23 protein-coding genes are annotated in these 24019 nt (G+C 62.5%); 11 read left to right on the top strand and 12 right to left on the bottom strand.

Translation table 11 applies throughout. The features are described 5' to 3' along the window. Positions 1-8 precede the first annotated feature (8 nt). Positions 9-221, bottom strand: coding sequence for a hypothetical protein (locus KO539_RS09885; protein ID WP_034751103.1), 213 nt, complete (start codon positions 219-221; stop codon positions 9-11). A gap of 259 nt (positions 222-480) precedes the next feature. Here KO539_RS09885 and KO539_RS09890 point away from each other — a divergent pair, with 259 nt between their 5' ends. Beyond that, a complete protein-coding gene (locus KO539_RS09890; RefSeq protein WP_034751100.1) occupies positions 481-900 on the top strand; it encodes a YidB family protein in 420 nt (139 codons plus the stop codon). 184 nt (positions 901-1084) lie between these two features. Here the strand turns inward: KO539_RS09890 and KO539_RS09895 are convergent, their stop codons facing one another. Together KO539_RS09895 and KO539_RS09900 are read right to left on the bottom strand one after the other, a co-directional pair. After that, complete coding sequence (locus tag KO539_RS09895) at positions 1085-2182, bottom strand: LacI family DNA-binding transcriptional regulator (RefSeq protein WP_219308907.1); 1098 nt, start codon at positions 2180-2182, stop codon at positions 1085-1087. A gap of 120 nt (positions 2183-2302) precedes the next feature. Then, positions 2303-2482: a hypothetical protein gene (locus tag KO539_RS09900; protein ID WP_219308908.1), complete on the bottom strand. Its 180-nt coding sequence runs from the start codon at positions 2480-2482 to the stop codon at positions 2303-2305. A gap of 323 nt (positions 2483-2805) precedes the next feature. On the opposite strand from KO539_RS09900, the gene KO539_RS09905 reads away from it, so the two are divergent. The 5 genes from KO539_RS09905 to KO539_RS09925 all read left to right on the top strand — a co-directional run bounded on the left by KO539_RS09905 (position 2806) and on the right by KO539_RS09925 (position 7292). Next, complete coding sequence (locus KO539_RS09905; protein WP_035818497.1) at positions 2806-4056, top strand: Hsp70 family protein; 1251 nt, start codon at positions 2806-2808, stop codon at positions 4054-4056. Between the two features lie 38 nt (positions 4057-4094). Continuing rightward, entirely contained in the window at positions 4095-4724 is a 630-nt protein-coding gene (locus KO539_RS09910; RefSeq protein WP_170846245.1) for a PolC-type DNA polymerase III, read from the top strand. A gap of 176 nt (positions 4725-4900) precedes the next feature. Then, complete coding sequence (locus tag KO539_RS09915; protein WP_219308909.1) at positions 4901-6289, top strand: tetratricopeptide repeat protein; 1389 nt, start codon at positions 4901-4903, stop codon at positions 6287-6289. Positions 6290-6390: 101 nt separating this feature from the next. Further along, positions 6391-6867, top strand: coding sequence for a DUF4262 domain-containing protein (locus KO539_RS09920; RefSeq protein ID WP_219308910.1), 477 nt, complete (start codon positions 6391-6393; stop codon positions 6865-6867). Beyond that, positions 6864-7292, top strand: a complete 429-nt coding sequence (locus tag KO539_RS09925) for a DUF6386 family protein (RefSeq protein ID WP_219308911.1) — start codon at positions 6864-6866, stop codon at positions 7290-7292. The genes KO539_RS09920 and KO539_RS09925 overlap by 4 nt, the downstream gene beginning before the upstream one ends. Positions 7293-7322: 30 nt before the next feature. Here the strand turns inward: KO539_RS09925 and KO539_RS09930 are convergent, their stop codons facing one another. Beyond that, entirely contained in the window at positions 7323-9110 is a 1788-nt protein-coding gene (locus KO539_RS09930; protein ID WP_035827096.1) for a GGDEF domain-containing protein, read from the bottom strand. 190 nt (positions 9111-9300) lie between these two features. Between KO539_RS09930 and KO539_RS09935 the strand changes: the two genes are divergently transcribed. Continuing rightward, on the top strand, positions 9301-9507 hold the full coding sequence (locus KO539_RS09935) for a hypothetical protein (protein ID WP_176390689.1): 207 nt from the start codon (positions 9301-9303) through the stop codon (positions 9505-9507). 11 nt (positions 9508-9518) lie between these two features. Then, complete coding sequence (locus KO539_RS09940) at positions 9519-11714, top strand: prolyl oligopeptidase family protein (RefSeq protein WP_219308913.1); 2196 nt, start codon at positions 9519-9521, stop codon at positions 11712-11714. A 90-nt stretch (positions 11715-11804) separates the two neighbouring features. On the opposite strand, the gene KO539_RS09945 is transcribed toward KO539_RS09940, so the two are convergent. The 6 genes from KO539_RS09945 to KO539_RS09970 form a co-directional block, all read right to left on the bottom strand. Beyond that, positions 11805-12692, bottom strand: a complete 888-nt coding sequence (locus KO539_RS09945) for an STM4011 family radical SAM protein (protein WP_219308915.1) — start codon at positions 12690-12692, stop codon at positions 11805-11807. Then, entirely contained in the window at positions 12686-14065 is a 1380-nt protein-coding gene (locus tag KO539_RS09950) for an STM4012 family radical SAM protein (protein WP_219308917.1), read from the bottom strand. Before KO539_RS09950 ends, KO539_RS09945 begins: the two co-directional genes overlap by 7 nt. Continuing rightward, on the bottom strand, positions 14062-14904 hold the full coding sequence (locus KO539_RS09955) for an STM4013/SEN3800 family hydrolase (protein ID WP_257626220.1): 843 nt from the start codon (positions 14902-14904) through the stop codon (positions 14062-14064). The genes KO539_RS09950 and KO539_RS09955 overlap by 4 nt, the downstream gene beginning before the upstream one ends. Beyond that, positions 14897-15973, bottom strand: a complete 1077-nt coding sequence (locus KO539_RS09960) for an STM4014 family protein (RefSeq protein WP_219308919.1) — start codon at positions 15971-15973, stop codon at positions 14897-14899. The genes KO539_RS09955 and KO539_RS09960 overlap by 8 nt, the downstream gene beginning before the upstream one ends. Positions 15974-15979: 6 nt before the next feature. Next, positions 15980-16906 carry an STM4015 family protein gene (locus KO539_RS09965; protein ID WP_219308920.1) on the bottom strand — a complete coding sequence of 309 codons (927 nt, stop codon included), beginning with the start codon at positions 16904-16906 and terminating at the stop codon, positions 15980-15982. Positions 16907-16997: 91 nt separating this feature from the next. Beyond that, entirely contained in the window at positions 16998-17573 is a 576-nt protein-coding gene (locus KO539_RS09970; RefSeq protein ID WP_034751403.1) for a helix-turn-helix domain-containing protein, read from the bottom strand. Positions 17574-17773: 200 nt separating this feature from the next. Here KO539_RS09970 and kbl point away from each other — a divergent pair, with 200 nt between their 5' ends. From kbl to KO539_RS09985, 3 genes are read left to right on the top strand one after another with little or no spacing between them, the layout of a single operon-like run. Next, on the top strand, positions 17774-19000 hold the full coding sequence (gene kbl / locus KO539_RS09975; RefSeq protein WP_035818512.1) for a glycine C-acetyltransferase: 1227 nt from the start codon (positions 17774-17776) through the stop codon (positions 18998-19000). A gap of 20 nt (positions 19001-19020) precedes the next feature. Further along, positions 19021-19986 (top strand): NAD-dependent epimerase/dehydratase family protein, encoded by a 966-nt coding sequence (locus KO539_RS09980; RefSeq protein WP_219308921.1) that lies wholly within the window; start codon positions 19021-19023, stop codon positions 19984-19986. A 46-nt stretch (positions 19987-20032) separates the two neighbouring features. Continuing rightward, complete coding sequence (locus KO539_RS09985; protein ID WP_219308922.1) at positions 20033-21433, top strand: L-serine ammonia-lyase; 1401 nt, start codon at positions 20033-20035, stop codon at positions 21431-21433. A 137-nt stretch (positions 21434-21570) separates the two neighbouring features. On the opposite strand, the gene KO539_RS09990 is transcribed toward KO539_RS09985, so the two are convergent. Next, a complete protein-coding gene (locus tag KO539_RS09990; RefSeq protein WP_219308923.1) occupies positions 21571-22311 on the bottom strand; it encodes an AAA family ATPase in 741 nt (246 codons plus the stop codon). A 94-nt stretch (positions 22312-22405) separates the two neighbouring features. Then, a complete protein-coding gene (locus KO539_RS09995; RefSeq protein WP_219308924.1) occupies positions 22406-23872 on the bottom strand; it encodes a hypothetical protein in 1467 nt (488 codons plus the stop codon). Positions 23873-24019: the final 147 nt, after the last annotated feature.

The raw sequence follows: 24019 nt of genomic DNA on the forward strand, positions 1-24019 counted from the left end.
GGCCCGGTTTATTCTTCCGTATCGGCCAGGGTGACGATGGCGCGCGCCCACTTCGAGTATTTCAGGTTCGCCAGGTCGCGCACGGTCTTGATATTGAAGGCTTGCTTGAGCAGCTCAGCATCCTTCTCGCTCACGCCTTGCAGCGCATCGACGGGGGCATCAGCGATTTCCTTGAACGTCTTTTTTTCGTAAGCCTTGTCTACCGCTTTATTGATGTTCATGTGTTGATACTCCTCAGTAAGTGGGGAAATTAATTCTACACGTTTTTGCAAACCATCAATTTACGCTTGCAAGTTGTGCCGAACTAAATATGATGGAGGTGGGCGCCTCGACAGTGAGGTCGTCCGTGCGTTCGCCTTGAAATTGTAATTATGGCATTTTATTATTCATAGTATAATGATTTCCATGGTGGAGAAAGGTCTGCGCCATGCCGGACGCCGCAGTCACGCGGCACGAATCGATAGCGTTCAGGAGAATACGATGAGTTTGCTAGACCAACTTGCAGGACAGGCGATGAGCGCTTTGGGTAATAAAAGTGCGGACGGGGAAGCCCCATCGGGATTGATGGCCAGTGTCATGGACCTGGTCAACCAGCATGGCGGCTTGCCCGGTCTGCTGCAGAAATTCCAGGAAAGCGGCCTGGGCGACCAGGTGGCCAGCTGGATCGGCACCGGCGCCAATGCGCCCGTTTCCGGCGAACAGATCAAGGATGCGCTGGGCAGCGACACGATCACCCAGATCGCTGAAAAAGCGGGCGTCGCGCCGGACGCCGCCTCGGGCGGCCTGGCCGCCTTGCTGCCCCAGCTGATCGACAAGCTGACCCCCGACGGTCAGGTACCGGAAGGCAATGACCTCGTCAGCCAGGGTTTGAATATGCTCAAGGGCAAAATCTTCGGTTGATTCCCAAGTCTTGAAAGTGAAAAACCTCGCAGCGATGCGAGGTTTTTTGTTGCGCGGGATTTTGTATTTTGTATGAGAGGAAGGAACGTCTGAAAAACGCCTAGGGCTAGGCGCCGCCCCGAAGACAGTACGAATAGTACGGCGAGGGGCAGGCAACAACGCCATGGGCGTTTTCTCAGGCGTTCTAAGCGGCGGCCATCATGCCGAAATATGGCTGCCCGGCAGTCAGCCTGGCCGTACTGCCCTCGACCAGATACGAGCAATAGCGGCGCCGTTCGGCGTTGCCGCCGCGCCGTTCCATCAGTTCGCCCAGCATGGCGACGGCGTCGGTGGCCATCTTTTGCACGGGCTGGCGCAGGGTGGTGATGTCGTAGCTGAGCCAGCCCGACGCATCCAGCGCGTCGAAACCGGCCACCGACATTTGCAGCGGCACCTGGATGCCCATCTGGTGGCGCGCCGTGTCCAGGCAGCCGATGGCCATGATGTCGTTGCCGCAAATGACGGCGTCCGGCACGCGGCCCAGGCGGTCGATGACCTTGCGCAAGCCCCGTCCGCCGCTGGCGTAATCGTAGTTGCCGCTGACGACGATGGGCGCGGGCAAGCCCAGGCTCAGCAAACGGTCCAGCATGCCGGCCTTGCGCTCCTGCGCGACGGCCGAGTCGCCGGGGCCGTCGATGATGGCGAACTGGCGGTGGCCCGCCTCGGCCAGGCGCGAGACGAGCAGGCGCGCCGCTTCGGCCTGGTCGCACAGCACGGCGTGCACGGCGTGCTCGCGCGGACTGCGGTTGAACAGCACCAGCGGCACGTCGCGCCGGCCGAATTCGTCCATCTGCTCGTCCGACAGGCAGGCGGCCACGACGGCGCCATCGACCTGGTATTGCCACACATCGCACAAGACCTTGCCGATGTCGGCTTCGCGCTCCAGGGTAAACAGTAACAGGCGCTTGCCCTGGCGGGCGATTTGCTGGCTCAGGTCGGACAGCACTTGCGGGTAATACAGATTGGCCAGGTTGGAAATGATGACGGCCACCAGGTTCGAGCGCCGCGTGATCAGGCTGCGCGCGGCCGCGTTGGGGATGTAGTCGAGGCTGATGGCCGCCTGCATGACCTTGGCATGGGTGGCTTGTGAGATGCTGGCGCCTGGCTTGAAGCAGCGCGACACGGCCGATTGCGACACGCCGGCCAGCAGGGCAACGTCATACGAGGTCACGCGCCGTCCCGCGCCGGGTATGGCGCGGCTGGTGGTGCTGGGTGTCCGGGCTACAGTATTCTTTTTTCGCATATTGGTCTGGCAAGCAACCTGTCTCAAAGTATTCCTGCAGGCCCGGCCGCTTGTGGCGGCCTGGGCGGGCAGAATGAGCATAGCGCAAAAGATTGCTGCATGGCAAGACTGCTTTCTTGATTATGTTGCAAAAAATATGACTGAATGGCAAGTGTCGATGGGCTGGCACGCCAGGGTGGCGATCTCCGGCAGCACGTCCGCGCCGCTGGCATCCTGGCCTACGGCTGAACTCAGACGCAGGTCGCTGCCGGCCAGGGCAGACGCCTGCGTGGCGGCGGCCCCCAGCGCACTGACGGACACGGTATCCTTGTCTTGTCTTGTCCGTCACGGCATCGACGCTGCCGAGGATACCGAAATCGGCGGCAAACGAAATCTTTGCATTTGGCAAGGCCAGCTTGCCGCCATCGTTGACAGCGCGCAGCCGGCGCAGAGGGTTGGGGGGGCACGATGGGTCTCCGGGAGCTGGCCGAGTTGCTCGGCATCACTTCCAAGAGTAGCTTTTGCGCGCGGCAACTACTTGATGCAAAGCAAGCTTATGCTGTTGACAGGGTTGAACGGGTTTTGCTGGTGCAATGGCCTGCCTTCTGATAACATAACGCCCCTTTATTCAGGGAAGGGTCGACATGGCCAATGCTTGCGGCGTCGATTTCGGCACGTCAAATTCCACGGTAGGCTGGGCACGTCCCGGGCAGAGCACCATGCTCGGCCTGGAAGATGGCAAGACGACCTTACCGTCCGTCGTCTTCTTCAATGCGGAAGACGAGGAAGTCAGTTTTGGCCGCGCGGCGCTGGCCGGCTATCTGGCCGGTTACGAAGGGCGTTTGATGCGCTCGCTGAAAAGCTTGCTGGGTACCAGTCTCATCGATGGCCAGACGGAAGTGGGTGGCCGCGCCTTGCCATTTCGCATGTTGCTGGCGCAATTCATTGGCGAAGTGAAACGCCGCGCCGAGCAGTCCGCCGGCCGCGAATTCTCGTCCGCCGTGTTCGGCCGTCCCGTCTTCTTTATCGATGACAATGCGCAAGCCGATCAGCTGGCGCAAGACACCCTGGCCGAAGTGGCCCGTTCCGTCGGCTTCAAGGATGTCGCCTTCCAGTTCGAGCCGATTGCCGCAGCGTTCGACTACGAGTCGCAAATCGACAAGGAAGAACTGGTGCTGATCGCCGACATCGGCGGCGGTACCTCCGACTTTTCGCTGGTCCGTTTGTCGCCCGAGCGGGCAAAAAAGACCGAACGGCGTGAGGACATCCTCGCCACCGGCGGCGTGCACATCGGTGGCACGGATTTCGATAAATACCTGAGCCTGTCTTCCGTCATGCCTCTGCTCGGCTATGGCAGCCGCCTGCATAACAATAGCGAAGTGCCGTCCAGTTATTATTTCAACCTGGCCACCTGGCACACGATCAACCTGGCGTACACGAAGAAGATCTGGGTGCAGCTGGCCGACGTGTGCCGTGATGCGCGTGAGCAAGACAAGATGGGGCGCTTGCAAAAGCTGATCGACGAGCGCGCCGGCCACTGGCTGGCTATGAAAGTGGAAGAGGGCAAGATCGCCCTGTCCGACGCGGCCGAAGTGCAGCTGGAGCTGGACCGTTTGTCGCCCGCGCAAAGCCTGTTGCTCAAACGTACGCAATTTGATGAAGCCATCGGCCACCTGTGCGGTTCCGTGGAAGAAACCGTGCTGCGTTTGCTGCGCGATGCGGGCGTGGCGCCGGACGCCGTCGATACCGTCTTCTTCACGGGCGGCTCGAGCGGCGTGCGCTTGCTGCGCGAAAAGATCGCAGCCCTGGTGCCGGCCGCGCGCAAGGTCGAGGGCGACCTGTTCGGCAGCATTGGCGCAGGTCTCGCGCTGGACGCCGTGCGCAAGTTCGGCTAAGCTGGCCCACCGCAGCATCGCAGAAAGAGCCTGACTTCATGAATGTGTTTGACAAACCGATCGTCATGATCGACTTCGAGACGACCGGATTGTCGCCCGACATGGGCGACCGCATCACGGAAGTGGCGGCGCTGCGCATCGAGGGCGGGCGGATCACGGACCGCTATGTGACCTTGATCAACTGCAATGCGCGCATTCCCTCGTTCATCACGGGCTTGACGGGTATCACGCAGGCCATGGTGGACAAGGCGCCGCCCGTGGCCGAGGTGGTGCCGCAATTGCTCGATTTTATTGGCAGCGATGCCTTGTCGGCGCACAATGCCAGCTTCGACGAAAAATTCCTGCGCGCGGAAAGCGCCAGGCTGAACCTGACACCGGCGCACCAGTCGCTCGTGTGTTCCTTGAAACTGTCGCGCCGCGTGTTTCCCGGCATGGCCAGCTACAAGCTGGGCTTGCTGTCGAGCCAGCTGGGCATCGCCTTCAAGAGCGCCGCCCACAGGGCCGAGTCCGATGCGGAAGTGGCGGCGCAAGTGCTGATCCATATCGGCCGCCACTTGCGCAGCAGCTATGGCATCGCCGATGTTGACGCCGATTTGCTGGTGTCGCTGAACAAGCTGGCCGCCGCCAAAGTGCCGCAATTCCTGCAAAAACACCCATCGCGCCGCTGAGCGCCATTCTCCCTCTAAGCGGGCTCATCAAAACGATATAATTTTGTTATTTCGTTTGAGCCTGCTCAAGTCCTTCCCCCGCATCGAATTTAAAATTTAAGCAACACACGATTTCGCCGCCCAGGGCCGCCGTTTTGCGCGTGCTGCCGGCAAGCGCAATGTGGATGGGGGCGCACATGGACAAGCACCATACTGCCAGAGATAGCCACGAGGCGTATATCTGGTTCCGCACGGCTGCCGAGCAGGGCAATGCCTACGCCCAGTTCAACCTGGGATTAATGTACAAAAAGGGCGAAGGCGTGGCGCAGGACGATGCGCGCGCTTTTGTCTGGCTACGCCTGGCCGCGCTGCAAGGGCTGGCTTTTGCGCAGAACCACCTGGGCGCCCTGTATTACCACGGCCGCGGCGTGGCGCAGAGCGACGAGGACGCCGTGCTGTGGTTTCGCCGCGCGGCCGCCCAGGGCGACGCCTCGGCCCAGCAAAACCTGGGGCAGATGTACCGCAAGGGACGCGGCGTGCTGCAAAGTGACGAGCTGGCCCTGGCGTGGTTTTACCGCGCCTCGGAACAGGGCGTGGCCAGCGCGCAATCTCTGCTGGGTGAAGCCTATGCGCAGGGTCTGGGCGCGAAAAAGAACGATGCGCTGGCCCTGGCCTGGTTCCGCAAGGCCGCCTTGCAGGGCGATGCGCAGGCGCAGCTGAACCTGGGTCTCGTCTACAAGCGGGGCCAGGGCGTGGTGCAAAGCGATGCGCAGGCGCTGGCCTGGTTCCGCCAGGCCGCCGCCCAGGGTCTGGCCGTGGCGCAGCGGCAACTCGGCGTGGCGTATGCGGAAGGCCTGGGCGTGGCGCCCGACCAGCTGCGCGCCTACGCCTGGCTGCAGCGGGCGGCCGAGCAGGATGACGCCGACGCCCAGTTCAACCTGGGCCTGATGCTGGCGCGTGGCCAGGGCGTGGACAAGGACGAGGCACGCGCCGTCGTCTGGTACCGGCGTGCCGCCTTGCAAGGCCATTGCATGGCGCAATACAATCTGGGCGGCATGTTTGCGGGCGGACGCGGCGTTGTCCGCGACTTGCGCCAGGCGCTGGACTGGTATGCCAGGGCGGCGGCTCAGGGCGCGTCGAATGCGCAGTTCAACCTGGGCGTGATGTATGCCAATGGCCAGGGCGTGGAGCGCGACGAGGTGTGCGCCGTGCGCTGGTACCGCACGGCCGCCGAGCAGGGCGATGCCAGCGCGCAAAACAACCTGGGCGTCATGTACGCGAACGGCCATGGCGTGCCGCAAGACGATGGCCTGGCCGTGCATTGGTATGCGCGCGCGGCCGGTCAGGGGCATGCGCTGGCGCAATACAACCTGGGCGGCATGTACAACAGCGGGCGCGGCGTGGAGAAAGATCCCGTTTGCGGCTACATGTGGCTGGCGCTGGCGGCCGAGGGTGGCGATAGCGGGGCGGCGAAGGCGCGGGAAGCGGCTGCCGCCAGGCTGGAGCCGGCGCAGCTGCAAGAGGCGCAGCAGCGCATGCGGCAATGGCACCAGGTGCGCTTTCCGCCGCTGCCGCCGCGCGACTGAAGCACTGGCACCGTGCGCGCGCGGACGCGTGCTGCATGCGATAATTGCCGACAGGCATGTTGCGAACGCGGCATGGTTTTCGGCACAGTGAAAGGTGGAACATGGTAAGGCAGGCAGGCGAGGATGCATCCGAGCAAAAAGTCATCGACGACATCGCCACGCATGGCTGGCATGGCGTGCATATCAGCGCCGATGAAGAAGGTCCCGGCTATGCTTTTACCATAGGCGCTTGCCACAGCTTCGGCCAGCCTGAATTTCTCATCATGGGCTTGCCACGCGCCATGGCCCACCAGATACTCGATGTGGCGCTGGACGCCGTGCGCAGCGGCGCCATCACGGATTTCACGGCCACCACGGACGTCTTACTGGAAGGCCATCAATGCGCCTTCGTGCGCGTGCCCGTCGAGCGATACCGCAACTATGTCGGCTATGCGCGCTGGTATTACCAGGGCGATGATTTTATCTTGTACCAGATCGTCTGGCCGTCGCGCGATGGCCATTTTCCGTGGCAGGCGCAAGCCAGCGCGCAGTATGTGGCGAGCCAGCCTCTGCTGGGACCGGCGCCGCTGGTGGCATGACGAGCATTGTCATCGGCACGGCCACCGTGTGCGTGTTCGACCCGGCGCTAGTGCGCCACAGGCTGGACGATGACTGCGACTGGTGGAGCCTCCCCAGCGCGGAACTGGCTGCCGTGAATGCGGGGCAAGTGGCGTTTTTCAACGTAGGCGGCGACGGCGCGTATGAACTTGTCTTGCATGCCGAACTTGCCGAACCGCAGGTGGTCGTGCATCTGGCCGTCGTCTCGGGCCGCGTCTTCATCGGCGCAGGGGAAGATGTGACGGGCGGCGGCCTGGAACCGGACACGGCATATGGCGGCCTGTTCGTGGACGTTCCCGCAGGCAACTACCGCCTGCAGGCGCGCCGCGATGGCGCGCACGTCAGCCTGGCATTCGTGCCCGATGCGCGCGGCAGCAATGCGTTTGGCGACCTCGTGCGCATCTGATTCCGTTGAGCTTCTTGCTATTGTCGCTGGCTACGCATCCATGCGTGCCGCGCCCGTGCCTTGGCGCCGGTCCAGAAACAGGCTGTTGCCGTGGATTTTCTTGGCCTGTTTCTTCGCTTCGGCCGCCTGCGTGGCGATCTGATGGTGCGTGTAGTACTGGTGCGCCTCGACCTTGATGACGCCCAGCGAGAGGCTGATCAAGGAGTAAAACACTTTCTTGCCTTGCCGGTCTTCGCTGATGTAGCCGCCCCGTTCGCAGTCGCCCGTGCTGTAATAGGCGAGGATGGCGGCCGCGAAGTCGTCCAGCATGGCCTGGCAGCGCGTTTCCCAGTCTTCGCTCTGGAACAGGATCATGAAATCGTCGCCGCCGATGTGGCCGATGAAGTCGCGGTTCGGGTCACAATGGCCGCTGAGAATTTCTCCCGTCAGCTGGATCACGTCGTCGCCCTTGCGGTAGCCGTACACATCGTTGAAGGGCTTGAAGTGGTCGAGGTCGCAATAGCAGACCCAGAAGCGGCTGCCGCTGTGCAATAAGCGGTCGATATGTTCGTTGATGGGCACGTTGCCGGGCAGTTGCGTCAGCGGGTTGGCGTAGCGGGCCGCATTGATCTGCATCTGCGTGATTTCGCGCATCAGGTCGTGTCCCGTGCCCATGCCCAGGTAACGGCCGTGCTCGGTGATGATGAAACCGTTGAACAGGTGGTGGGCGTCCGACTGCACCATGGTGTAGCTAAGTTCCTGCAAGCTCGTTTCGTGGTCGGCGATCAGGGGTGTGGCATCCATGAACAGGCTGCATGATTTCTTGCCATACAGTTCGCGCTGATAGGGGCGGGCGAAGTGGTCGATCATTTCGAAGCGGCTGATCAGTCCCAGCGGCACGCCGTCGTCGACGACGGGGATGATCATCAGCTTCGGGTCTTTCAGGAAAATATCGTACACCTCGTTATTGTTTTTCTCGGGCGAGACGGCCGCCACCCGGTGCAGCAACTTGCGGATGCTGGCGCCGTTCTTTTCCAGGCTGCTGCGCTGCGGATACACGGCCACGCCATTGCGTCCCAGCGCCTGCACCACTTCGGCCGGCAGCGCGCGCGCCGGCACCGCGTTGGGCCGGCCCAGGTGATAGCCTTGCCCGAAGGCCACGCCCAGGTCGCGCAAGACCAGCAATTCCGTTTGCGCCTCGATGCCTTCGGCGATCACCAGGGTGCCCGATTTTTCCGCGATTTCCTGGATCGAGCGCACGAATTGCAGTTTCACGGGGTCATTATTGATGCCCTGGATGAAATGCATGTCGATTTTCACGTATTCCGGGCGCAGCTCCGACCACAGGCGCAGGCTGGAAAAGCCTTCACCGAGGTCGTCGATGGCGATCTGGAAACCCATGTTGCGATAGTGCAGCACCGCTTCGCGCATCAGCTCGTAGTCATACGTGGGCTGGTTTTCCGTCAGTTCGATGATGACGCGGTCCGGATTGATGCCGATATGCTCGATGTATTCCAGGGTTTCGCCATGGCGGGCATTGCGCAGCAACAGGCATTCGGGACTGACGTTGAGGAACAATTTGCCGGGTAGTTGCAGTTCGGCAAAGCGTTCGAGCACCACTTGCCGGCACAGGTGCTCCACTTCCAGGGTCAGGTCATGCGCGCGCGCCACCTTGAACAGATTCATCGGCGCGTGCAGGGGGCTGTCGGACGGCCCCCGTATCAAGCCTTCGTAGCCGATGATGTCGCCGCTGTGCATGTGGATGATGGGCTGGAACAGCGCACTGAGCTTGCGGCCCGCGAGGATCTCGTGCAAGGCATCCGTCCCTTCGATGCTCATGGATATCGATGGCGGCGTCAGGTAAGCCACATTCGATGGCATCGCGCCGGGCGGCGCGGCGGTGGGGAGGGCGAGAGTGTGCATAGGCGGACGTGGCGGCACGGCCTCTGGACGGGCCATGAACATGTTGCCGATAGTAAAGAAGATTTATGACGGCTTGATGAAACGACTTTGCTTTTGATAATGTTTCTTGCATGAACGTCAGTTTGCCGATTCCGTCGAAAGCGAGATTTATCATGGTGATCCACGTAAATTTGCCAAACAAAAGACGGCAAATCCACCGGATAACTGTGCTTTAAAAGTGGCAATCCGCGCTATGATTTCTCTTGGCGAAAGTCAACATAGGCAGCCGCAGAGTTTGCTTGAGCGGCATGCTTTCCCCGACATCCAACAATGAGACGACAACCCATGCAATTACGTAGTGCAACCCTCATATTCAGCTTGATGACCGCTTTCGGCGGCAATGCCCTGGCGCAAAGCGCCGCGATGCCATCGTGCCCGGCTGGCGACGGCGCTGCCGTGACGTATCCTGTCAGCAAAAAAGTCGACCAGCAAGACAGCTATTTCGGCACCACCATCGCCGATCCGTACCGCTGGCTGGAGGACGCCAACAGCGCGGAAACGGGCGAATGGGTCACGGCGCAAAACAAGCTGACGCAGTCGTACCTGGGCACCATCCCCGAGCGCGCCGCGATCAAGCAGCGCCTGACCAAGCTGTGGAACTATGAGCGTTTCTCTACGCCAACGAAGCAGGGCGGTCGTTACTTCTACAGCCGCAATGATGGCTTGCAGAACCAGGCCGTGCTGTACACGGTGAAAAAACTGACGGACGAGCCGCGCCTGCTGCTGGACCCGAACACCCTGTCGACGGATGGCACGGTGGCGCTGGCCGGCACCTCGATCAGCCCGAACGGCAAGTACCTGGCCTATGCCACGTCCGCCTCCGGTTCCGACTGGAACGAGTGGAAAGTACGCGATATCGAATCGGGCAAGGATTTGACGGATCACATCCAGTGGGCCAAGTTCTCCGGCGCTTCGTGGACCAAGGACAACACCGGTTTCTTCTACAGCCGCTATGACGCGCCGAATGAAGCCACCAAGCTGGCCGATATCAATTACTTCCAGAAATTGTATTTCCACAAGATCGGCACGCCGCAAAGCGACGACGTGCTGGTCTTCGACCGTCCCGACCAGAAGGAATGGGCGTTCGGCGGCAGCACCGTCAGCGACGACGGCAATTATTTGATCATCACGGCCACGCAGGGCACGGAACGCAAGAACCGCGTTTTCTACAAGGACTTGCGCCAGAAGAACGCCAAGGTCGTCGGCTTGCTGGAAGAATTCGACGCGTCGTACTCCTTCATCGACAATGACGGTCCCGTGTTCTTCTTCAAGACGGACAACAAGGCGCCAAAATCGCGCGTGATCGCCATTGATACGCGTAAACCGCTGCCCTCCGACTGGAAAGAGATCGTGCCGCAAAGCGCGGAAACCCTGGTCGCCGTCAACCTGATCAACAACCAACTGGTGCTCGACTACTTGAAAGATGCGCAAACGCAAATCAAGATCGTCGACCTGAAAGGCAAGCTGGTGCGCGAAGTGGCCTTGCCGGGCATCGGTTCGGCAGGCGGTTTTGCGGGCAAGCGTGGCGACACGGAAACGTTCTACTCGTTTACCAGCTTCACGACGCCAGCGACCATTTACCGCTACGACATGAAATCGGGCAAGAGCACGGTGTACCGCCAGCCGAAGGTCGATTTCGACCCGAACGCCTTTGAAACGCGCCAGCAATTCTTCACCAGCCGCGACGGCACGAAGGTGCCGATGTTCATCGTCTCGAAAAAAGGCATGAAGCTCGACGGCACGAACCCGACCTATCTGTACGGCTATGGCGGCTTCAATATTTCGCTCACGCCGAGCTTCTCCGTGGCGAATCTTGCCTGGGTGGAAATGGGCGGCGTCTACGTGATGGCCAACCTGCGCGGCGGCGGAGAATATGGTGAAGCCTGGCATCAGGCTGGTACCAAGCTGAACAAGCAAAACGTGTTCGACGACTTTATTGGCGCGGCACAGTGGCTGGTGGACAACAAGGTCACCTCGCCATCGAAACTGGCGATCGGCGGCGGCAGCAATGGCGGCCTGCTGGTCGGTGCGGCCATGACGCAGCGTCCGGACCTGTTTGCCGCAGCGATTCCGCAAGTGGGCGTGCTCGACATGTTGCGCTTCCACAAGTTCACCGTGGGCTGGGGCTGGGTGCCTGACTATGGTTCGTCGGACGACGCCGAGCAATTCAAGGCGCTGGTGAAATACTCGCCACTGCACAACCTGAAGGCGGGCGGCTGCTATCCAGCCACCATGATCACGACGGCCGACCACGACGACCGCGTCGTGCCAGCGCACAGCTTCAAGTTCGCCGCCGCCGCCCAGGCAGCGCAAGGTGGCGCGGCGCCCGTGCTGATCCGTATTGACAGCAAGGCGGGCCATGGCGCCGGCAAGCCGACGACCAAGCAGATCGAAGAAGTGGCTGATCGCTGGGGCTTCCTCAGCCGTTCGCTGAAGATGACGCCGGTAGTGGCGGAGCCGGCCAAGGTGGCGGCGCAGTAAAACACGGTAGGTCGGATTAGCGCGGCATCGCCGTGCGTAATCCGACACCACCGGAGCCAACAATGTGTCGGATTACGCGGCGTGCCGCCGCTAATCCGACCTACGTTGCTCTGCGTGCACGATCCTAGCCAGCACCCCCTCCCCAAACACCGCCTGAAACGGCAAATCCTTGCGCTGCGCGTAGCCGATATAGCAATCGCACTTGAAGCGCGGGCAGCGGCGTTCTTGCAGCATGTCGGCCAGGTCATCCTCATACAGATTCCCCAGCCGCTCCGGCACGAAATGGCAACGCGCCAGTTCGCCATCGCCATCGACGGACAGCGACGCTTCGCCCGCCAGGCACGGTTTATTGCGTGAAGGCGACGGGCGGCGGCTTTGCGCGAACCACGGGTCGATGGCGTCAAGCCAGGCCAGGTCTTCCACACTGTAATAGCCGGGGCCGCGCCGGTCATACGCGTTCAGCCACAGGTAGACGTGTTCCGGCAGGGCCGCGCGCAGGGCGCGGATGGCGTCCAGGTGCTCGTTCATGGCGACGGCGCCGACGGAATAGCGCACGCCCATGGCGTCCAGGCGCGCGCAGCGTGCGAGAAAGCGGGCCAGTGTCGTCTGATCCGGGTGGTAGGTGCACCACAGGCCGATTTTTTCCAGGCCAGGCATGTCATGCAGCCAGTTCAAGGGGCCGGACAGATTCGTTTGCAGCGCCACCTGGCGCACATGGGGCAAAGCTGCCAGGGTTTGCATGGTCGTACGGTAGTGGCGCCGCACCAGCGCTTCGCCCCAGGGCGTAAACAGGACGCTGATGTCCCGCTTTTGTGCCGCCACCCAGCTGGTAAAACGCGCCACTTCGCGCGCATCGCGGGCCAGGGTGGCGCGGCTGTCGCGCTTCTTGGCGAACGGGCAGTAGCCGCAGGCGTAATTGCAGCTTGCCAAGGTGCCCCGGTACAGCAGGGACAGCGTTTCTTTTGGTGCTTTCAGCACGCCTGGCCGCCTTCGGCCATCAGCGTGCGCACTGTGTCTGAGGCCAGCCACGGGCCGATGGTGTCGGCGTAGCTGTAGCCACGGTCATTCAGGCGCAGCAGCGGGCCGTTTTCTTCCACCAGTTCCAAGGCGTGCAGTTCGGCCAGCTGCGGAAGATCAAGCTCGCAGCGCGTGCCGAAGCGCGCCGTGTAGGCGTCGCGGTCCAGGCCCGGCTCCGTCAGCAGCGACTGGATCACGTAGCGGCGGCGCTGTTCCGCATCATCGAGCACATAGCCGTGTTCGGCCTGCGCGAAGTGTTCCTCATCCAGCGCCAGGTAGTTGTCGATGATGCCGATGGTCTCCGTTCTCGCCACCGCGTACTCGCTCGAATAATGCAGGCGCGAAGTGTAAGAGCGGGCGCCCGCGCCCAGGCCCACCATGCCGTCATTCTGGCAGCAGTACGAGGGACCGTTCTGCTCCGGCGCATGCGGTGCGCGGAACATGCGCATGGAGACCTGTTTATAGCCCAGGGCGCGCAGATGATCGCGCGCGGCCGCATACAGGGCCAGGCGGCTGTCGCCGTCGCGTGCCAGCATGATGGGGTTGAGCGACTCCGCACCCTGGCGGCGCGCCACCTTGCCGAGACCTGTCTGTTCGCGCACGTACAGCGGATACAGATAGATTTCCTCGGGCGCAAACGCCAGCGCGCTGTCGATGGAAGCGAGCAGGCTGGCCACGGTTTGCCCGGCGATGCCGTAGATCAGGTCCAGGTTCAGGGTGGGGAAGCCGGCCGCGCGTATCAGGCCGATGGCGTGATGGACGGTGGCGTTTTGCTGGGGGCGCGCCAGCGCGCGCATCTCGCCGGCGGCAAAGCTCTGGATGCCCAGGCTGACCCTGTCGATGCCATGCGCGCGGCAGACGGCAAGACGCTCGGCCGTGATGGTTTCGGGCGAGGCTTCGATGCCAGCCGGCGTGGCTTGCAGGTCGATGCCGAGGATGTCGCGCGCGCCGCACAGCAGGGTGTCCAGTTGCGCCGGCGACAGATAGGTGGGCGTGCCGCCGCCCAGCGCGAAGCGGGCAAAGCGCCGTTCGCCCAGCGCGCCGTTGAGCGCGCGCATCTGCACCAGCACTTGCTGGACGTAGCGCTCGACCATGTCGGCGCTGGGGCGGGCCATGGCGAACAGGTTGCAAAAGCCGCAGCGCATTTCGCAGAACGGGATGTGGATGTAGGCGAAGAGGGCGGAGCGGTCCTGCCGCGCCCACAGGGGCGCCAGCGGCGCCGCCTGCGGCAAGGCGCGGTAGGCTGCCTTGTGCGGATACGAGTATGAATACGCCTGGTAGGGCGTGTGGCGCATGCGCTGCGCCAGGGTGCCCGGTTGTTCGGATGGGTTCACGATGGGGACTCCTGGGAAATGGTATCTGGCGTGAGGAAGAAGTGCGCGTACGGCACCTGCCACACGCTGTCATGGGCGATGCGGTGGCCACGGTAGCCGTCTTCGCCATAGGCGCTGCCGTGGTCCGAGCAGACGATGGCAAACGTGGGCGCGCGCGCGGCGCAGGCGGCAAACAGGGGTGCCAGCGCGCCATCCACATAGCGCAGGGCCGCCGCATGGCTGTCCAGGTTATCGGCGCGGCAGCCGGGCAGGTAGGCGCGGTTCGGCGTGTGCAGGGCGGCCACGTTGATGAACAAAAAGGTGCGTTGATCGTTTTGCGCCAGCAGCTGGGTCGCCAGCGCCACCTGCTTTTGCGTCGAATGGCGGCTGGCCACGCCCATGCCGGCGCTCCAGTGGCTTTCCTGGAACAGCGACGGCAGCACCGTGCCCAGCGCCGTCTGCTTATTGAAGAAGCCCACGCCGCCGATGCAGATGGTGCGGTAGCCGCGCGCGGCCAAGGCGGCGGGAAGGTCCGCTTCTTCGAAGGTGTACGTGTGCGGCGAGGTGGTTTCGCTGCCCGCAAAAGCGCTGGCGAACAGGCGCGGATGGCGGCCCGGCGCGGCCGGCGTGGGCAAAAAACCGGCAAAGAAGGCCTGGTGCGCCGCATACGTGAACGTGGCGGGTGAGTGGCGCCTTTCCCAGCCGTCCGGTGCCAAAAAACGTCCCAGCACGGGCAATTCGCCCGCCGCATACAAGGCTTGCGCCACGTCATGGCGCAGGGTGTCGAGCGTGATGAAGACGATGTCGTGGCTGCCGACGATGGCGTGCATGTCGGGGATGGCAGGTGTGTCTTTAAACATGCGTCAGTTGCGCTGCGTAAGTGTCCGTACCTTGCCACAGCAGGCCTGGCAGCAAGTCGCCGAAGGCGTTCGCTTCCAGCACGTGGGCACTGCCGTGGCGCACCACGAGGTCGTAGCCCGTCACGTGACTGTGTGGGAAGGCGCGCGCGGCCTGGGCGCACGCCGCTTCCAGCGCCGCCAGGTCGGCTGCGTTCAAGAGGCTGGCCGCATCGCCGCGCCGGTTGTCGAGGTGCAGATTCGTCATCATCTGGTCGCCAATACGCGCCACCCGGTGCGCGGGCTGGCCGGCCACAGTCACGATACGCAGGTCGTAATGGCCATCGCCGCAGCGCGGCTTGTTCAGCCATGCCTCCGCATACAGTTCCTGGGCGGCCAGCGCGTCGACGAGGGCGGCGATGTCATGCTGCGTCTCGTAGCGGGCCATGCGCTTGACGTTGAACAGACGTGCCGCGCCATCGCCCTGCTGCAAGGCGGCCGAGGTGGTGGCTTGCTGGCGCCCGGCCTTGTTCCTGCGGTAGGCGACGACGCCGGACGCGGACGAGCCGTAGCGCGGTTTCAGGTAAACGCGGTCAAGCTGGTGTTCGTGCAGCAGCGACTGCAGATGCTCGTAGCCGTGCACGGGGCCGAGCAGGCTGGGAATGGCGATGCCGTGCGCGGCCAGGTGGCGCTGGCACGCCAGCTTGTCCGTCATGAGGCAGATTTCGGCTGGCGCATTGACGACGCGTATTTGCGGCATGGCCGCCAGTTGCCTCGCCATGCCTTGCATGGCATTGGAAAAGCCGGCAAACCACGCATCCATGGCCAGCAGCTCGCCATGCGCGGGAGCGTCAAGCAGCGGACGGTTCTGCAGCCCGCAGCCCGCGTGCAGCAACATTCGGTGGGCGGCAGGATCATCGCCAGGCGGCTCGATCTTGAACAGGCAGGGCCGGCGCAAGGCGTCCTCGAGCAGGGCAGGCTGCGCCAGCCAGTCGCGCCATTCCAGCACCTGCGCGGGCGGCAGGCGCAGTTGCGCGCGCGCCGCCTGCATCAGGCGCACGCGCTTGCTGCCGCTGGTGGCCAGCAAAAGCATCAGGTTTTATTCGCCGACGGCGACATAGCGATAGACTTCGTCGTCGTCCTCGTCGTCTTCCTGCGGATCATCGAGCCTGACCGGGAAGGGCAGGGCGTTGAGTTTTTCCTGGTTCGCTTCCGAGATATAGTGATGCGACAGGTCCATGCGCTTCAGATTGCCCAGTTGCGTGCCTTGCAGCAGTGCTTCTGCGCCCACGTCGCCCAGGGTACCCAGCGACAGATCCAGGGTCTCGACGGTGGCCAGCAGCGGCTCGTTGGCCAGCCAGACGGCCAGCTCGTCAGCGATCTGCGCATCGCGCAGGCCCAGGTAGCGCAGGGTCGGCGTGGCCAGCTGCGCCAGCACTTTCTGGTACAGCGCCACGTCGCCCGAAAAGCCGTAGTCGTCCGTGCCCAGCCACAGTTCCAGGTATTCCAGCTTGGGCATGCTCGACTGGGCCAGCGCCTGCGCGATCTTTTGATCGAGGCCGCCGGACTCGATGGTGAACTTGCGCAGGTTCTGGTGCGCAAACGGTTCGATGACGAGTTCATTGCCGCCACGGATGCGCAGCTCTTCCAGCTGCGGGAAAGCATCGAGCAGGGGCTTGTAGCTGCCTTGCACGATCCACGAAATTTCGCATTCCTCGTACGTCATGTCGCCGATGAACAGGGCGCGCAAGTTCGGCAACTGCGGCGCGTGACTGGCCAGCGCGGCGATCACCTCGTCGGCGCCCGCTTCGTACGGGTCGCCCCACATGCCGATGATCAGCGCTTCAAGCGCATTCTTGTCGGTTATTTCCAGGAAACCGGCGATCAGGTCCGGCATCTTGCGCTTGTCGTCATACTCGAGAGAGAGGCGGTAGACGATATCCTGCCCGGATTGCAGCGCAATATCAGGATCGTACTGGACGACCTTTTTTTTGTGGAAGAGGGTGGTGCTTTCGGAAATCGTCATTGCTAAGGCTCCATGAAAGACAGTGAAAATCTTGTCTAATCCAAAATCTTAGCATGGGCGAAAGAGCTTATTGCACACCGCTGAAAAGCAACTATCTATGGATGACCACCAATAAGGCCTTGCCTTCCGTCTTGCCCAGGTTGCGTATCGTATGCGGCTGGTCGGCCGGATAGCGTGCCGTGCCGCCATTCTTGACCTTTTTCTTCGCCGTTCCCACTTCCAGCTCCAGGTTGCCGTGGATCACCGTCAAATGCTCGGTGGTACCCGGATCGTGCGGCTGCGACGCCAGTTCGCCGCCCGGCGCCAGGGTCACTTCATACCATTCATATTTGCCGGCCAGTTCCATCGGCCCGAGGATGCGCAGCACGTAGCCCGCGTGGTCGCCGGGCAGGGTGGGGGTTTCGTGGGCGTCCGTGATGCGGATGGTTTCCACGGCTTTTTCCGCGCTGGACAGCAATTCGCCGATCTGCACGCCCAGGGCGTTGGCCAGGCGCCACGTGATGGCGATGGTGGGATTGGCTTTTTCGCGTTCGATTTGCGACAGCATGGACTTCGAAACGCCGGCGATGCGCGACAAATCCTCCAGTGTCAGGCCGCGCGCCAGGCGCAGCCGTTGCAGGGTGGCGCCCACTTCGGGCGGAGAATTGGTCGAAACGCTGGTTTTCATCGGCAGGTGGCTTGCAAAGTTCAAAAGGCTTGGGTAATATCCACTATATTGAATTTGAGTTCGAAATAGTGGATTTTGAGGAAAAACACGGAAACGTGTAGACTTCAAACAGCGCTTCACGGTACAGCATATGGCGCGCGCCGGTCAAGCGGCGGCCCATACAGCCAACAGGCATACAACAGGGACACACAAGGATCATCATGAGCGAGCAAGCGAAGAACACCTTTTTCAGCGGTCTGCAACAGAATCTCGATCAACTGCGCCAGCAGGGCTTGTACAAGCCCGAGCGCGTGATCGCCTCGCGCCAGGGCGCCGAAGTGGTGTGCGACGATGGCCGTACCCTGATCAATATGTGTGCGAACAACTACCTGGGCCTGTCCGGCGACCTGCAGACGCAGGAAGCATCCATTGCCGCCACGCAAAAGTATGGCTATGGCCTGTCGTCCGTGCGTTTCATCTGCGGCACGCAAACCGTGCATAAAGAACTGGAACAGGCTATTTCCGCGTTCCTGGGTACGGAAGACACGATTTTGTACGCGGCCGCCTTTGACGCCAACGGCGGCGTATTCGAGCCCCTGTTCGATGAAAACGACGCCATCATCTCGGACGCGCTGAACCACGCTTCCATTATCGACGGCATCCGTTTGTGCAAGGCTGGCCGCTACCGCTACGCCCACAACGACATGGCCGACCTCGAAGTGCAGCTGAAAGCGGCCATTGCCGCGGGCAAGCGCCATAAAGTCATCGTCACGGACGGCGTGTTCTCGATGGACGGCACGATTGCGCAACTCGACAAGATCTGCGACCTGGCCGACCAGTACGGCGCGCTGGTGATGATCGACGAATGCCACGCGTCCGGCTTCATGGGCGCGACGGGCCGCGGCACGCACGAACACCACAATGTGATGGGCCGCATCGACATCATCACGGGCACCCTGGGCAAGGCCCTGGGCGGCGCCATGGGCGGTTTTACCTCCGCGCGCAAGGAAGTCATCGACACCCTGCGCCAGAAATCGCGTCCTTATCTGTTCTCGAACACCCTGGCGCCATCGATTGCCGGCGCCTCGCTGTCGGTACTGGAACGGCTGGCCAAGTCGACGGAACTGCGCGACCGCCTGCATGAAAACACGGCTTTCTTCCGCAGCGAGATCGAACGCATTGGCTTCACCATCAAGCCGGGCACGCATCCGGTGGTTCCCGTGATGCTGTTCGACGCGCCCGTGGCGCAGAAATTCGCCGCCCGCCTGTATGAACTGGGCGTGCTGGTGACGGGCTTCTTCTACCCGGTCGTGCCGATGGGCCAGGCCCGTGTCCGCGTGCAGCTGTCCGCCGCCCACACCCGCGAACAGCTGGTGCAAGTGCTGGCCGCCTTCGAGCAGGCGGGCAAGGAACTCGGTTTGCTGACCACCACTACCACTACTAATTAATACGAATTCAGGAAAATAGCATGGAACGCATCTTAGTCATTGGCGCAAACGGCCAAATCGGTAGTGAGTTGGTGGGCGCGCTGGCGCAGCAGCACGGCGCGGACAACGTCATCGCCAGCGACATCGGCACGAACAATCTGTACCAGGCCAAGCGCTACGCGCAATTGAATGTGCTGGACAAGGACGGCCTGGCGAAAATCATCGCCGACGAGAACATCACCCAGGTGTACCAGCTGGCGGCCATGCTGTCGGCCACGGGCGAGGCGGCGCCGCTGAAGGCGTGGAGCCTGAACATGGATGGCTTGCTCAATATCCTGGAACTGGCGCGCGAGCGCGGCGAAGCGGGCAAACCGCTGCGCATCTTCTGGCCATCGTCGATCGCCGCCTTCGGCCCGAACACGCCGCAAGTAAACACGCCGCAAATGACGGTGATGGACCCGACCTCGATGTACGGCATCAGCAAGCTGGCCGGCGAGCGCCTGTGCGAGTATTACTTCAACAAGTATGGCGTGGACGTGCGCAGCATCCGCTACCCGGGCATCATCAGCTACAAATCGCCTCCGGGCGGCGGCACCACCGATTACGCCATCGCCATCTTCCACGCGGCCTTGCGCGGCGAGCGCTATGATTGCTTCCTCGATGCGAACACCACTCTGCCGATGATTTACATGCCCGACGCCATCCGCGCCACCATCGAACTGATGGACGCGCCAGCGGCATCGATCAAGATCCGTTCCTCGTACAACGTGGCCGGCGTGTCGTTCAACCCGGAGCAGCTGGCCAAGGCCATCGTGCGCATGGTGCCGGACTTCAAGATCAGCTACAAGCCGGACAGCCGCCAGGCCATCGCCGACAGCTGGCCGCAAAGCCTGGACGACGGCAAGGCCAGCGCCGACTGGGGCTGGAAGGCGCAGATCGGCGTCGAGCAGATGGTCACCGACATGCTGGCCAATGTCGACGTCGGCCATGCCGCCAAGGCAGCCTGAGTTTTGCAGCAGTACTAAAAAAACATACTAAATAAAGAGACACTACATGGACATGAGCGTATTTGACCTTTTTAAAATCGGCATCGGGCCGTCGAGTTCCCATACTGTGGGGCCGATGGTGGCGGCGCGGCGTTTTCTGGTCGAATACGGTCCGCTGGACCAGGTGGTGGGCGTTGAGGCGGCCTTGTATGGCTCGCTGGCGCTGACGGGCGTGGGCCATGCCACGGACAAGGCCGTCATTCTTGGCATGATGGGCGAAACGCCGCAGGACGTGGCGCCCGATGAAGTTGACAGCAAGCTGGCCGCCATCGAGGCGGCCGGCGAAATAGCCTTGCTGGGCACGCACGTGGTGCCATTCACGGCCGCCACGGGCCTGGTCTGGCACAAGAGCGAATCCTTGCCAGAACACCCGAACGGCATGCGCTTTACCCTGAACCTGGCGGACGGCAGCCGGGTTGACAAGGTGTATTACTCGATCGGCGGCGGTTTTATCCGCGAAGCGGGCGAGGCGCAGGCCGAAGCAGCCGTGGAGTCGGCCGCCAGCGCGCGAGTCGTCTTCCCCTTCGACACCATGGAGCAGCTGCTGGCGCACGGCGTGGAAAGCGGCCTGTCGATCCCGGAAATGCTGCGCGCGAACGAATGCGTCAAGCGCAGCGACGAGGAATTGAACGCTGGCCTGGACCGCATCTGGCACGTCATGCGCGACTGCATCGCGCACGGCCTGGAAACGACGGGCAACCTGCCGGGCGGCTTGAACGTGAAGCGCCGCGCCGCGAAATTGTGGCGATTGGCGCAGGAGGCGAAGGCGTCCGATAACCGCGCCAACGATTTGCCGCACGACGCCGTGCACCTGGTCAGCCTGTATGCGATGGCCGTCAACGAGGAAAACGCGGCCGGCGGGCGCGTCGTCACGGCGCCGACCAACGGCGCCGCCGGCATCATCCCGGCCGTGCTGCGCTACTACGCGCAGGATTGCCGCCCCAGCGACCCGGTGGGCGGCGTGCGCCGCTTCATGCTGACGGCGGCTGCCATCGGCATGCTATGCAAGCGCAATGCCTCGATCTCGGGCGCCGAAGTGGGTTGCCAGGGCGAAGTGGGCGTGGCCTGCGCCATGGCGGCGGCCGGCCTGGTCGCGGCCCTGGGCGGCACGAACGAGCAGATCGAAAACGCGGCCGAAATCGGCATCGAACACCACCTGGGCATGACGTGCGACCCGATCGGCGGCCTGGTGCAGATCCCGTGCATCGAGCGCAATGGCATGGGCGCCGTGAAAGCGATTACGGCCGCCTCGCTGGCGCTGAAGGGCGACGGCACGCACTTCGTCAGCCTCGACGAAGTCATCGAAACCATGCGCCAGACGGGCGCGGACATGCAGGACAAGTACAAGGAAACGTCGCTGGGTGGGCTGGCCGTGCACGTTATCACGGTCAATCACGCTGCCTGTTGATGCGCCGGTGGTGTTGTCGGATTACGCGCTCACGCGCTAATCCGACCTACGGTGAGTGGCAATGTCGCAGGTGGGCGTGGGTCGGCGTAGGTCGGCTTAGCGCAAAGCGCGTAAGCCGACAAGCACCATGCAATAGCTCACTCCTCCTCAAACAACTGCTCCAGCCTCCTGGGGTAGTTATTCAAAAAATCGCGCGTCACGGCGAAGTGTTCCGTGTCTTCATACGCCACTTCGTGGATGCCGCCGCCTGTAAACATCAAAATCTTTGCGTTCGGGTAGGCCAGTAAAATCGGCGAATGGGTGGCGATGATCAGCTGCGAGTCGTCCTGCACCAGCTGGTGGATGACGGACAATGCCGCCATCTGGCGGCTCGGCGACAGGGCCGCCTCGGGCTCGTCCAGCAGGTACAGGCCCTTGCCACGCAGCTTGTTGATCAGGGTCGCCATGAACGCTTCGCCGTGCGATTGCGCGTGCAGCGACTTGCCGCCATAGCTGGCCAGGTATTCGGGCATGTCGTCCATATAGGTGGCGACGTTGAAAAAGCTTTCGGCGCGCAGGAAATAGCTGTTCTCGGGCTTCTTGTAGCTCTTGCTCAGGCGCAGATGCGCGTGCAAGCCCGATTCCTCGTCCGAGGGCAGCGCGATGCGCACGTTGCGCGTGCCGCCATCCTTGCCAAAACCCAGCGCCACGGCCAGCGCTTCGAGCATGGTCGACTTGCCGCTGCCATTCTCGCCCACGAAAAACGTCACATCGCGGTGGAAGTCCATGTGCACGAAGTCGCGGATGGCGGGAATGGTGAACGGATAGTGCTCCAGGTCGACGACGGCGTCGGGGCGCAGCGCGGCGCTTTGCAAATACGGTTTTTTACTCAGCGACATGGCCGATTCCATGAATGACCCGCAGGCGGGACGACAAGCACCAGTGTGGCGCAAATCCGGCGCACGCGCCAGCACGGGCGCCGGATTTTTTGACTTAAGGCTCGCGCATGCAATCGCCAAAGTACTCGTGGTAAAAGGCGGTCGGGCGATTTTTCTTGTCGAGCAGGCCGAAATGACGGCCGACCTGGCGTCCGACTGTCATCAGGGTGTTGGCCGCACTTTTCGTTCCAGCATAGCCTTTTTGTAGCAGCCAGGCGGTGCGCACAGGGGACAGCATGTCCGCTGTGCGTCCGGCCAGCAAAGCGTCGACCAAGCAGATTCGCTCGCGCTCGGCGCCTTCCGCATATGGTTCCGTGCTCTCCACTGCCGCATACAGTCCTTCTTTTCCACCCTTGACTATGGTGTCCAGCCGTTCTTCACTGCTGTCAAACAGATCGAATTCGCTTTTCGTATACGGGAAGCAGTAGGCCATGGCTGTTCCCAAGGGTTTGTTCTGCGTTGTGGCGTACCACTTGGCGAAGGTGGCAAGATCATTTTTTTCGTGTCTCCGCCGGAATTGCGCGTACACAGGAAGGACGTTCTTGAATGAGCAGCCAGTCGGCACCCAGCCGCTTTGTGGCACGTCGTCTTTTGCAACTCTTTCTTTTGCCATAGTGGCTTCCGCAGTCGCCTCTCCAAAACACCGCAAGTCATACCCCAGCATGAACAAACACGCCTCGAAGGCATGGCAGCGGGCGGCCATGTCGGCGCCGTCCGCCTTGAACCAGTCGCACTGTTCCAGCACGGCGCGCAGGATCCAGCCCAGCTTGACTTGCCATTGCGCCCAGTCCTGGCACGATACGGCCTTGCGGAAGAATTGCGGTGCGCCGGCAAAGCCGCCGTCGATCCCCTTGGGATTGCGGATTTGCTTGCCGCGCGCGGCGCCAGAGGGGAATGCCAGCCAGTGTTTCTTTGCCAGTTTGCTGCCTGCCTGGCTGCGGTACTGCGCATACAGCATGGCCATGGCCGCGCCCACGCGGCTGTCGTAGATGGGCGAGCCGCTGTCGTCAAACAGGGCGTGGATCTTGGTCAGGCCTGCGTCGAAGCGCTCCACGGTATCCGTGTCGAGGGCGTCCAGCGAGGCGTCCGAGTCAAGCGTCATCAAGGGCGCCAGGCGCGTGAAGTAGGCGACCAGGCGGCCTTGCGCGTGCAGACGCTTGAGGAAGACGATGGCGCCGCGCACGCCGCCCCATTCGAGGATGGCCAGGCAGGCGGCCAGCGTCTGGTCTTCATCCTGCCGCGCGATGGCGTCCTTCAGCCAGCCGCGCAACTGGCCCAGCGAAGCGCGCGTCTCATGCCAGTTGCCCGAGATGACCGCCTTGCCTTGCGCATCGGTCCAGCGCGTGCTCCACACATAGTGGCGCAGCACCGCTTCCAGGCCCGTCGCCTTTACGTCCAGGCCGCCCGGCACGAAGCGGCTGCGCGCCATCTTCAGGTGAAAGGACCTGGCTGGCAGTTCGGCCGCCAGCCAGTCGATAAAACCGCGTACATCGTCCTGTTTGAGAAAATCGTCTCGTTTCATGTGGCTTGGCTGTGGCATGGTCGTCGTGGGCTGGCTGGGGTGCCCGCGTAGTCAGGAAAGCGGCCATGATACAGTTGCCATGCGACAAGGTGTGTCGTTTGACAACAGAGGTTGCCCGGGCGGGGCTGGCGGCGCGCGGGCAAACGC

This window comes from Janthinobacterium sp. NKUCC06_STL, assembly GCF_019345455.1.
GTDB classification, from domain to species: domain Bacteria; phylum Pseudomonadota; class Gammaproteobacteria; order Burkholderiales; family Burkholderiaceae_D; genus Janthinobacterium; species Janthinobacterium rivuli.

What these genes read in the sequence shown, in the direction of transcription:
- KO539_RS09980 (WP_219308921.1), top strand. Translation starts at nt 19,021, where the DNA reads ATGGAACGCATCTTAGTCATTGGCGCAAACGGCCAAATCGGTAGTGAG.
- KO539_RS09965 (WP_219308920.1), bottom strand. Translation starts at nt 16,906, where the DNA reads ATGACGATTTCCGAAAGCACCACCCTCTTCCACAAAAAAAAGGTCGTC.
- KO539_RS09990 (WP_219308923.1), bottom strand. Translation starts at nt 22,311, where the DNA reads ATGTCGCTGAGTAAAAAACCGTATTTGCAAAGCGCCGCGCTGCGCCCC.
- KO539_RS09995 (WP_219308924.1), bottom strand. Translation starts at nt 23,872, where the DNA reads ATGAAACGAGACGATTTTCTCAAACAGGACGATGTACGCGGTTTTATC.
- KO539_RS09905 (WP_035818497.1), top strand. Translation starts at nt 2,806, where the DNA reads ATGGCCAATGCTTGCGGCGTCGATTTCGGCACGTCAAATTCCACGGTA.
- KO539_RS09930 (WP_035827096.1), bottom strand. Translation starts at nt 9,110, where the DNA reads ATGAGCATCGAAGGGACGGATGCCTTGCACGAGATCCTCGCGGGCCGC.
- kbl (WP_035818512.1), top strand. Translation starts at nt 17,774, where the DNA reads ATGAGCGAGCAAGCGAAGAACACCTTTTTCAGCGGTCTGCAACAGAAT.
- KO539_RS09925 (WP_219308911.1), top strand. Translation starts at nt 6,864, where the DNA reads ATGACGAGCATTGTCATCGGCACGGCCACCGTGTGCGTGTTCGACCCG.
- KO539_RS09955 (WP_257626220.1), bottom strand. Translation starts at nt 14,904, where the DNA reads ATGTTTAAAGACACACCTGCCATCCCCGACATGCACGCCATCGTCGGC.
- KO539_RS09885 (WP_034751103.1), bottom strand. Translation starts at nt 221, where the DNA reads ATGAACATCAATAAAGCGGTAGACAAGGCTTACGAAAAAAAGACGTTC.
- KO539_RS09915 (WP_219308909.1), top strand. Translation starts at nt 4,901, where the DNA reads ATGGACAAGCACCATACTGCCAGAGATAGCCACGAGGCGTATATCTGG.
- KO539_RS09890 (WP_034751100.1), top strand. Translation starts at nt 481, where the DNA reads ATGAGTTTGCTAGACCAACTTGCAGGACAGGCGATGAGCGCTTTGGGT.
- KO539_RS09940 (WP_219308913.1), top strand. Translation starts at nt 9,519, where the DNA reads ATGCAATTACGTAGTGCAACCCTCATATTCAGCTTGATGACCGCTTTC.
- KO539_RS09960 (WP_219308919.1), bottom strand. Translation starts at nt 15,973, where the DNA reads ATGCTTTTGCTGGCCACCAGCGGCAGCAAGCGCGTGCGCCTGATGCAG.
- KO539_RS09985 (WP_219308922.1), top strand. Translation starts at nt 20,033, where the DNA reads ATGGACATGAGCGTATTTGACCTTTTTAAAATCGGCATCGGGCCGTCG.
- KO539_RS09910 (WP_170846245.1), top strand. Translation starts at nt 4,095, where the DNA reads ATGAATGTGTTTGACAAACCGATCGTCATGATCGACTTCGAGACGACC.
- KO539_RS09920 (WP_219308910.1), top strand. Translation starts at nt 6,391, where the DNA reads ATGGTAAGGCAGGCAGGCGAGGATGCATCCGAGCAAAAAGTCATCGAC.
- KO539_RS09895 (WP_219308907.1), bottom strand. Translation starts at nt 2,182, where the DNA reads ATGCGAAAAAAGAATACTGTAGCCCGGACACCCAGCACCACCAGCCGC.
- KO539_RS09970 (WP_034751403.1), bottom strand. Translation starts at nt 17,573, where the DNA reads ATGAAAACCAGCGTTTCGACCAATTCTCCGCCCGAAGTGGGCGCCACC.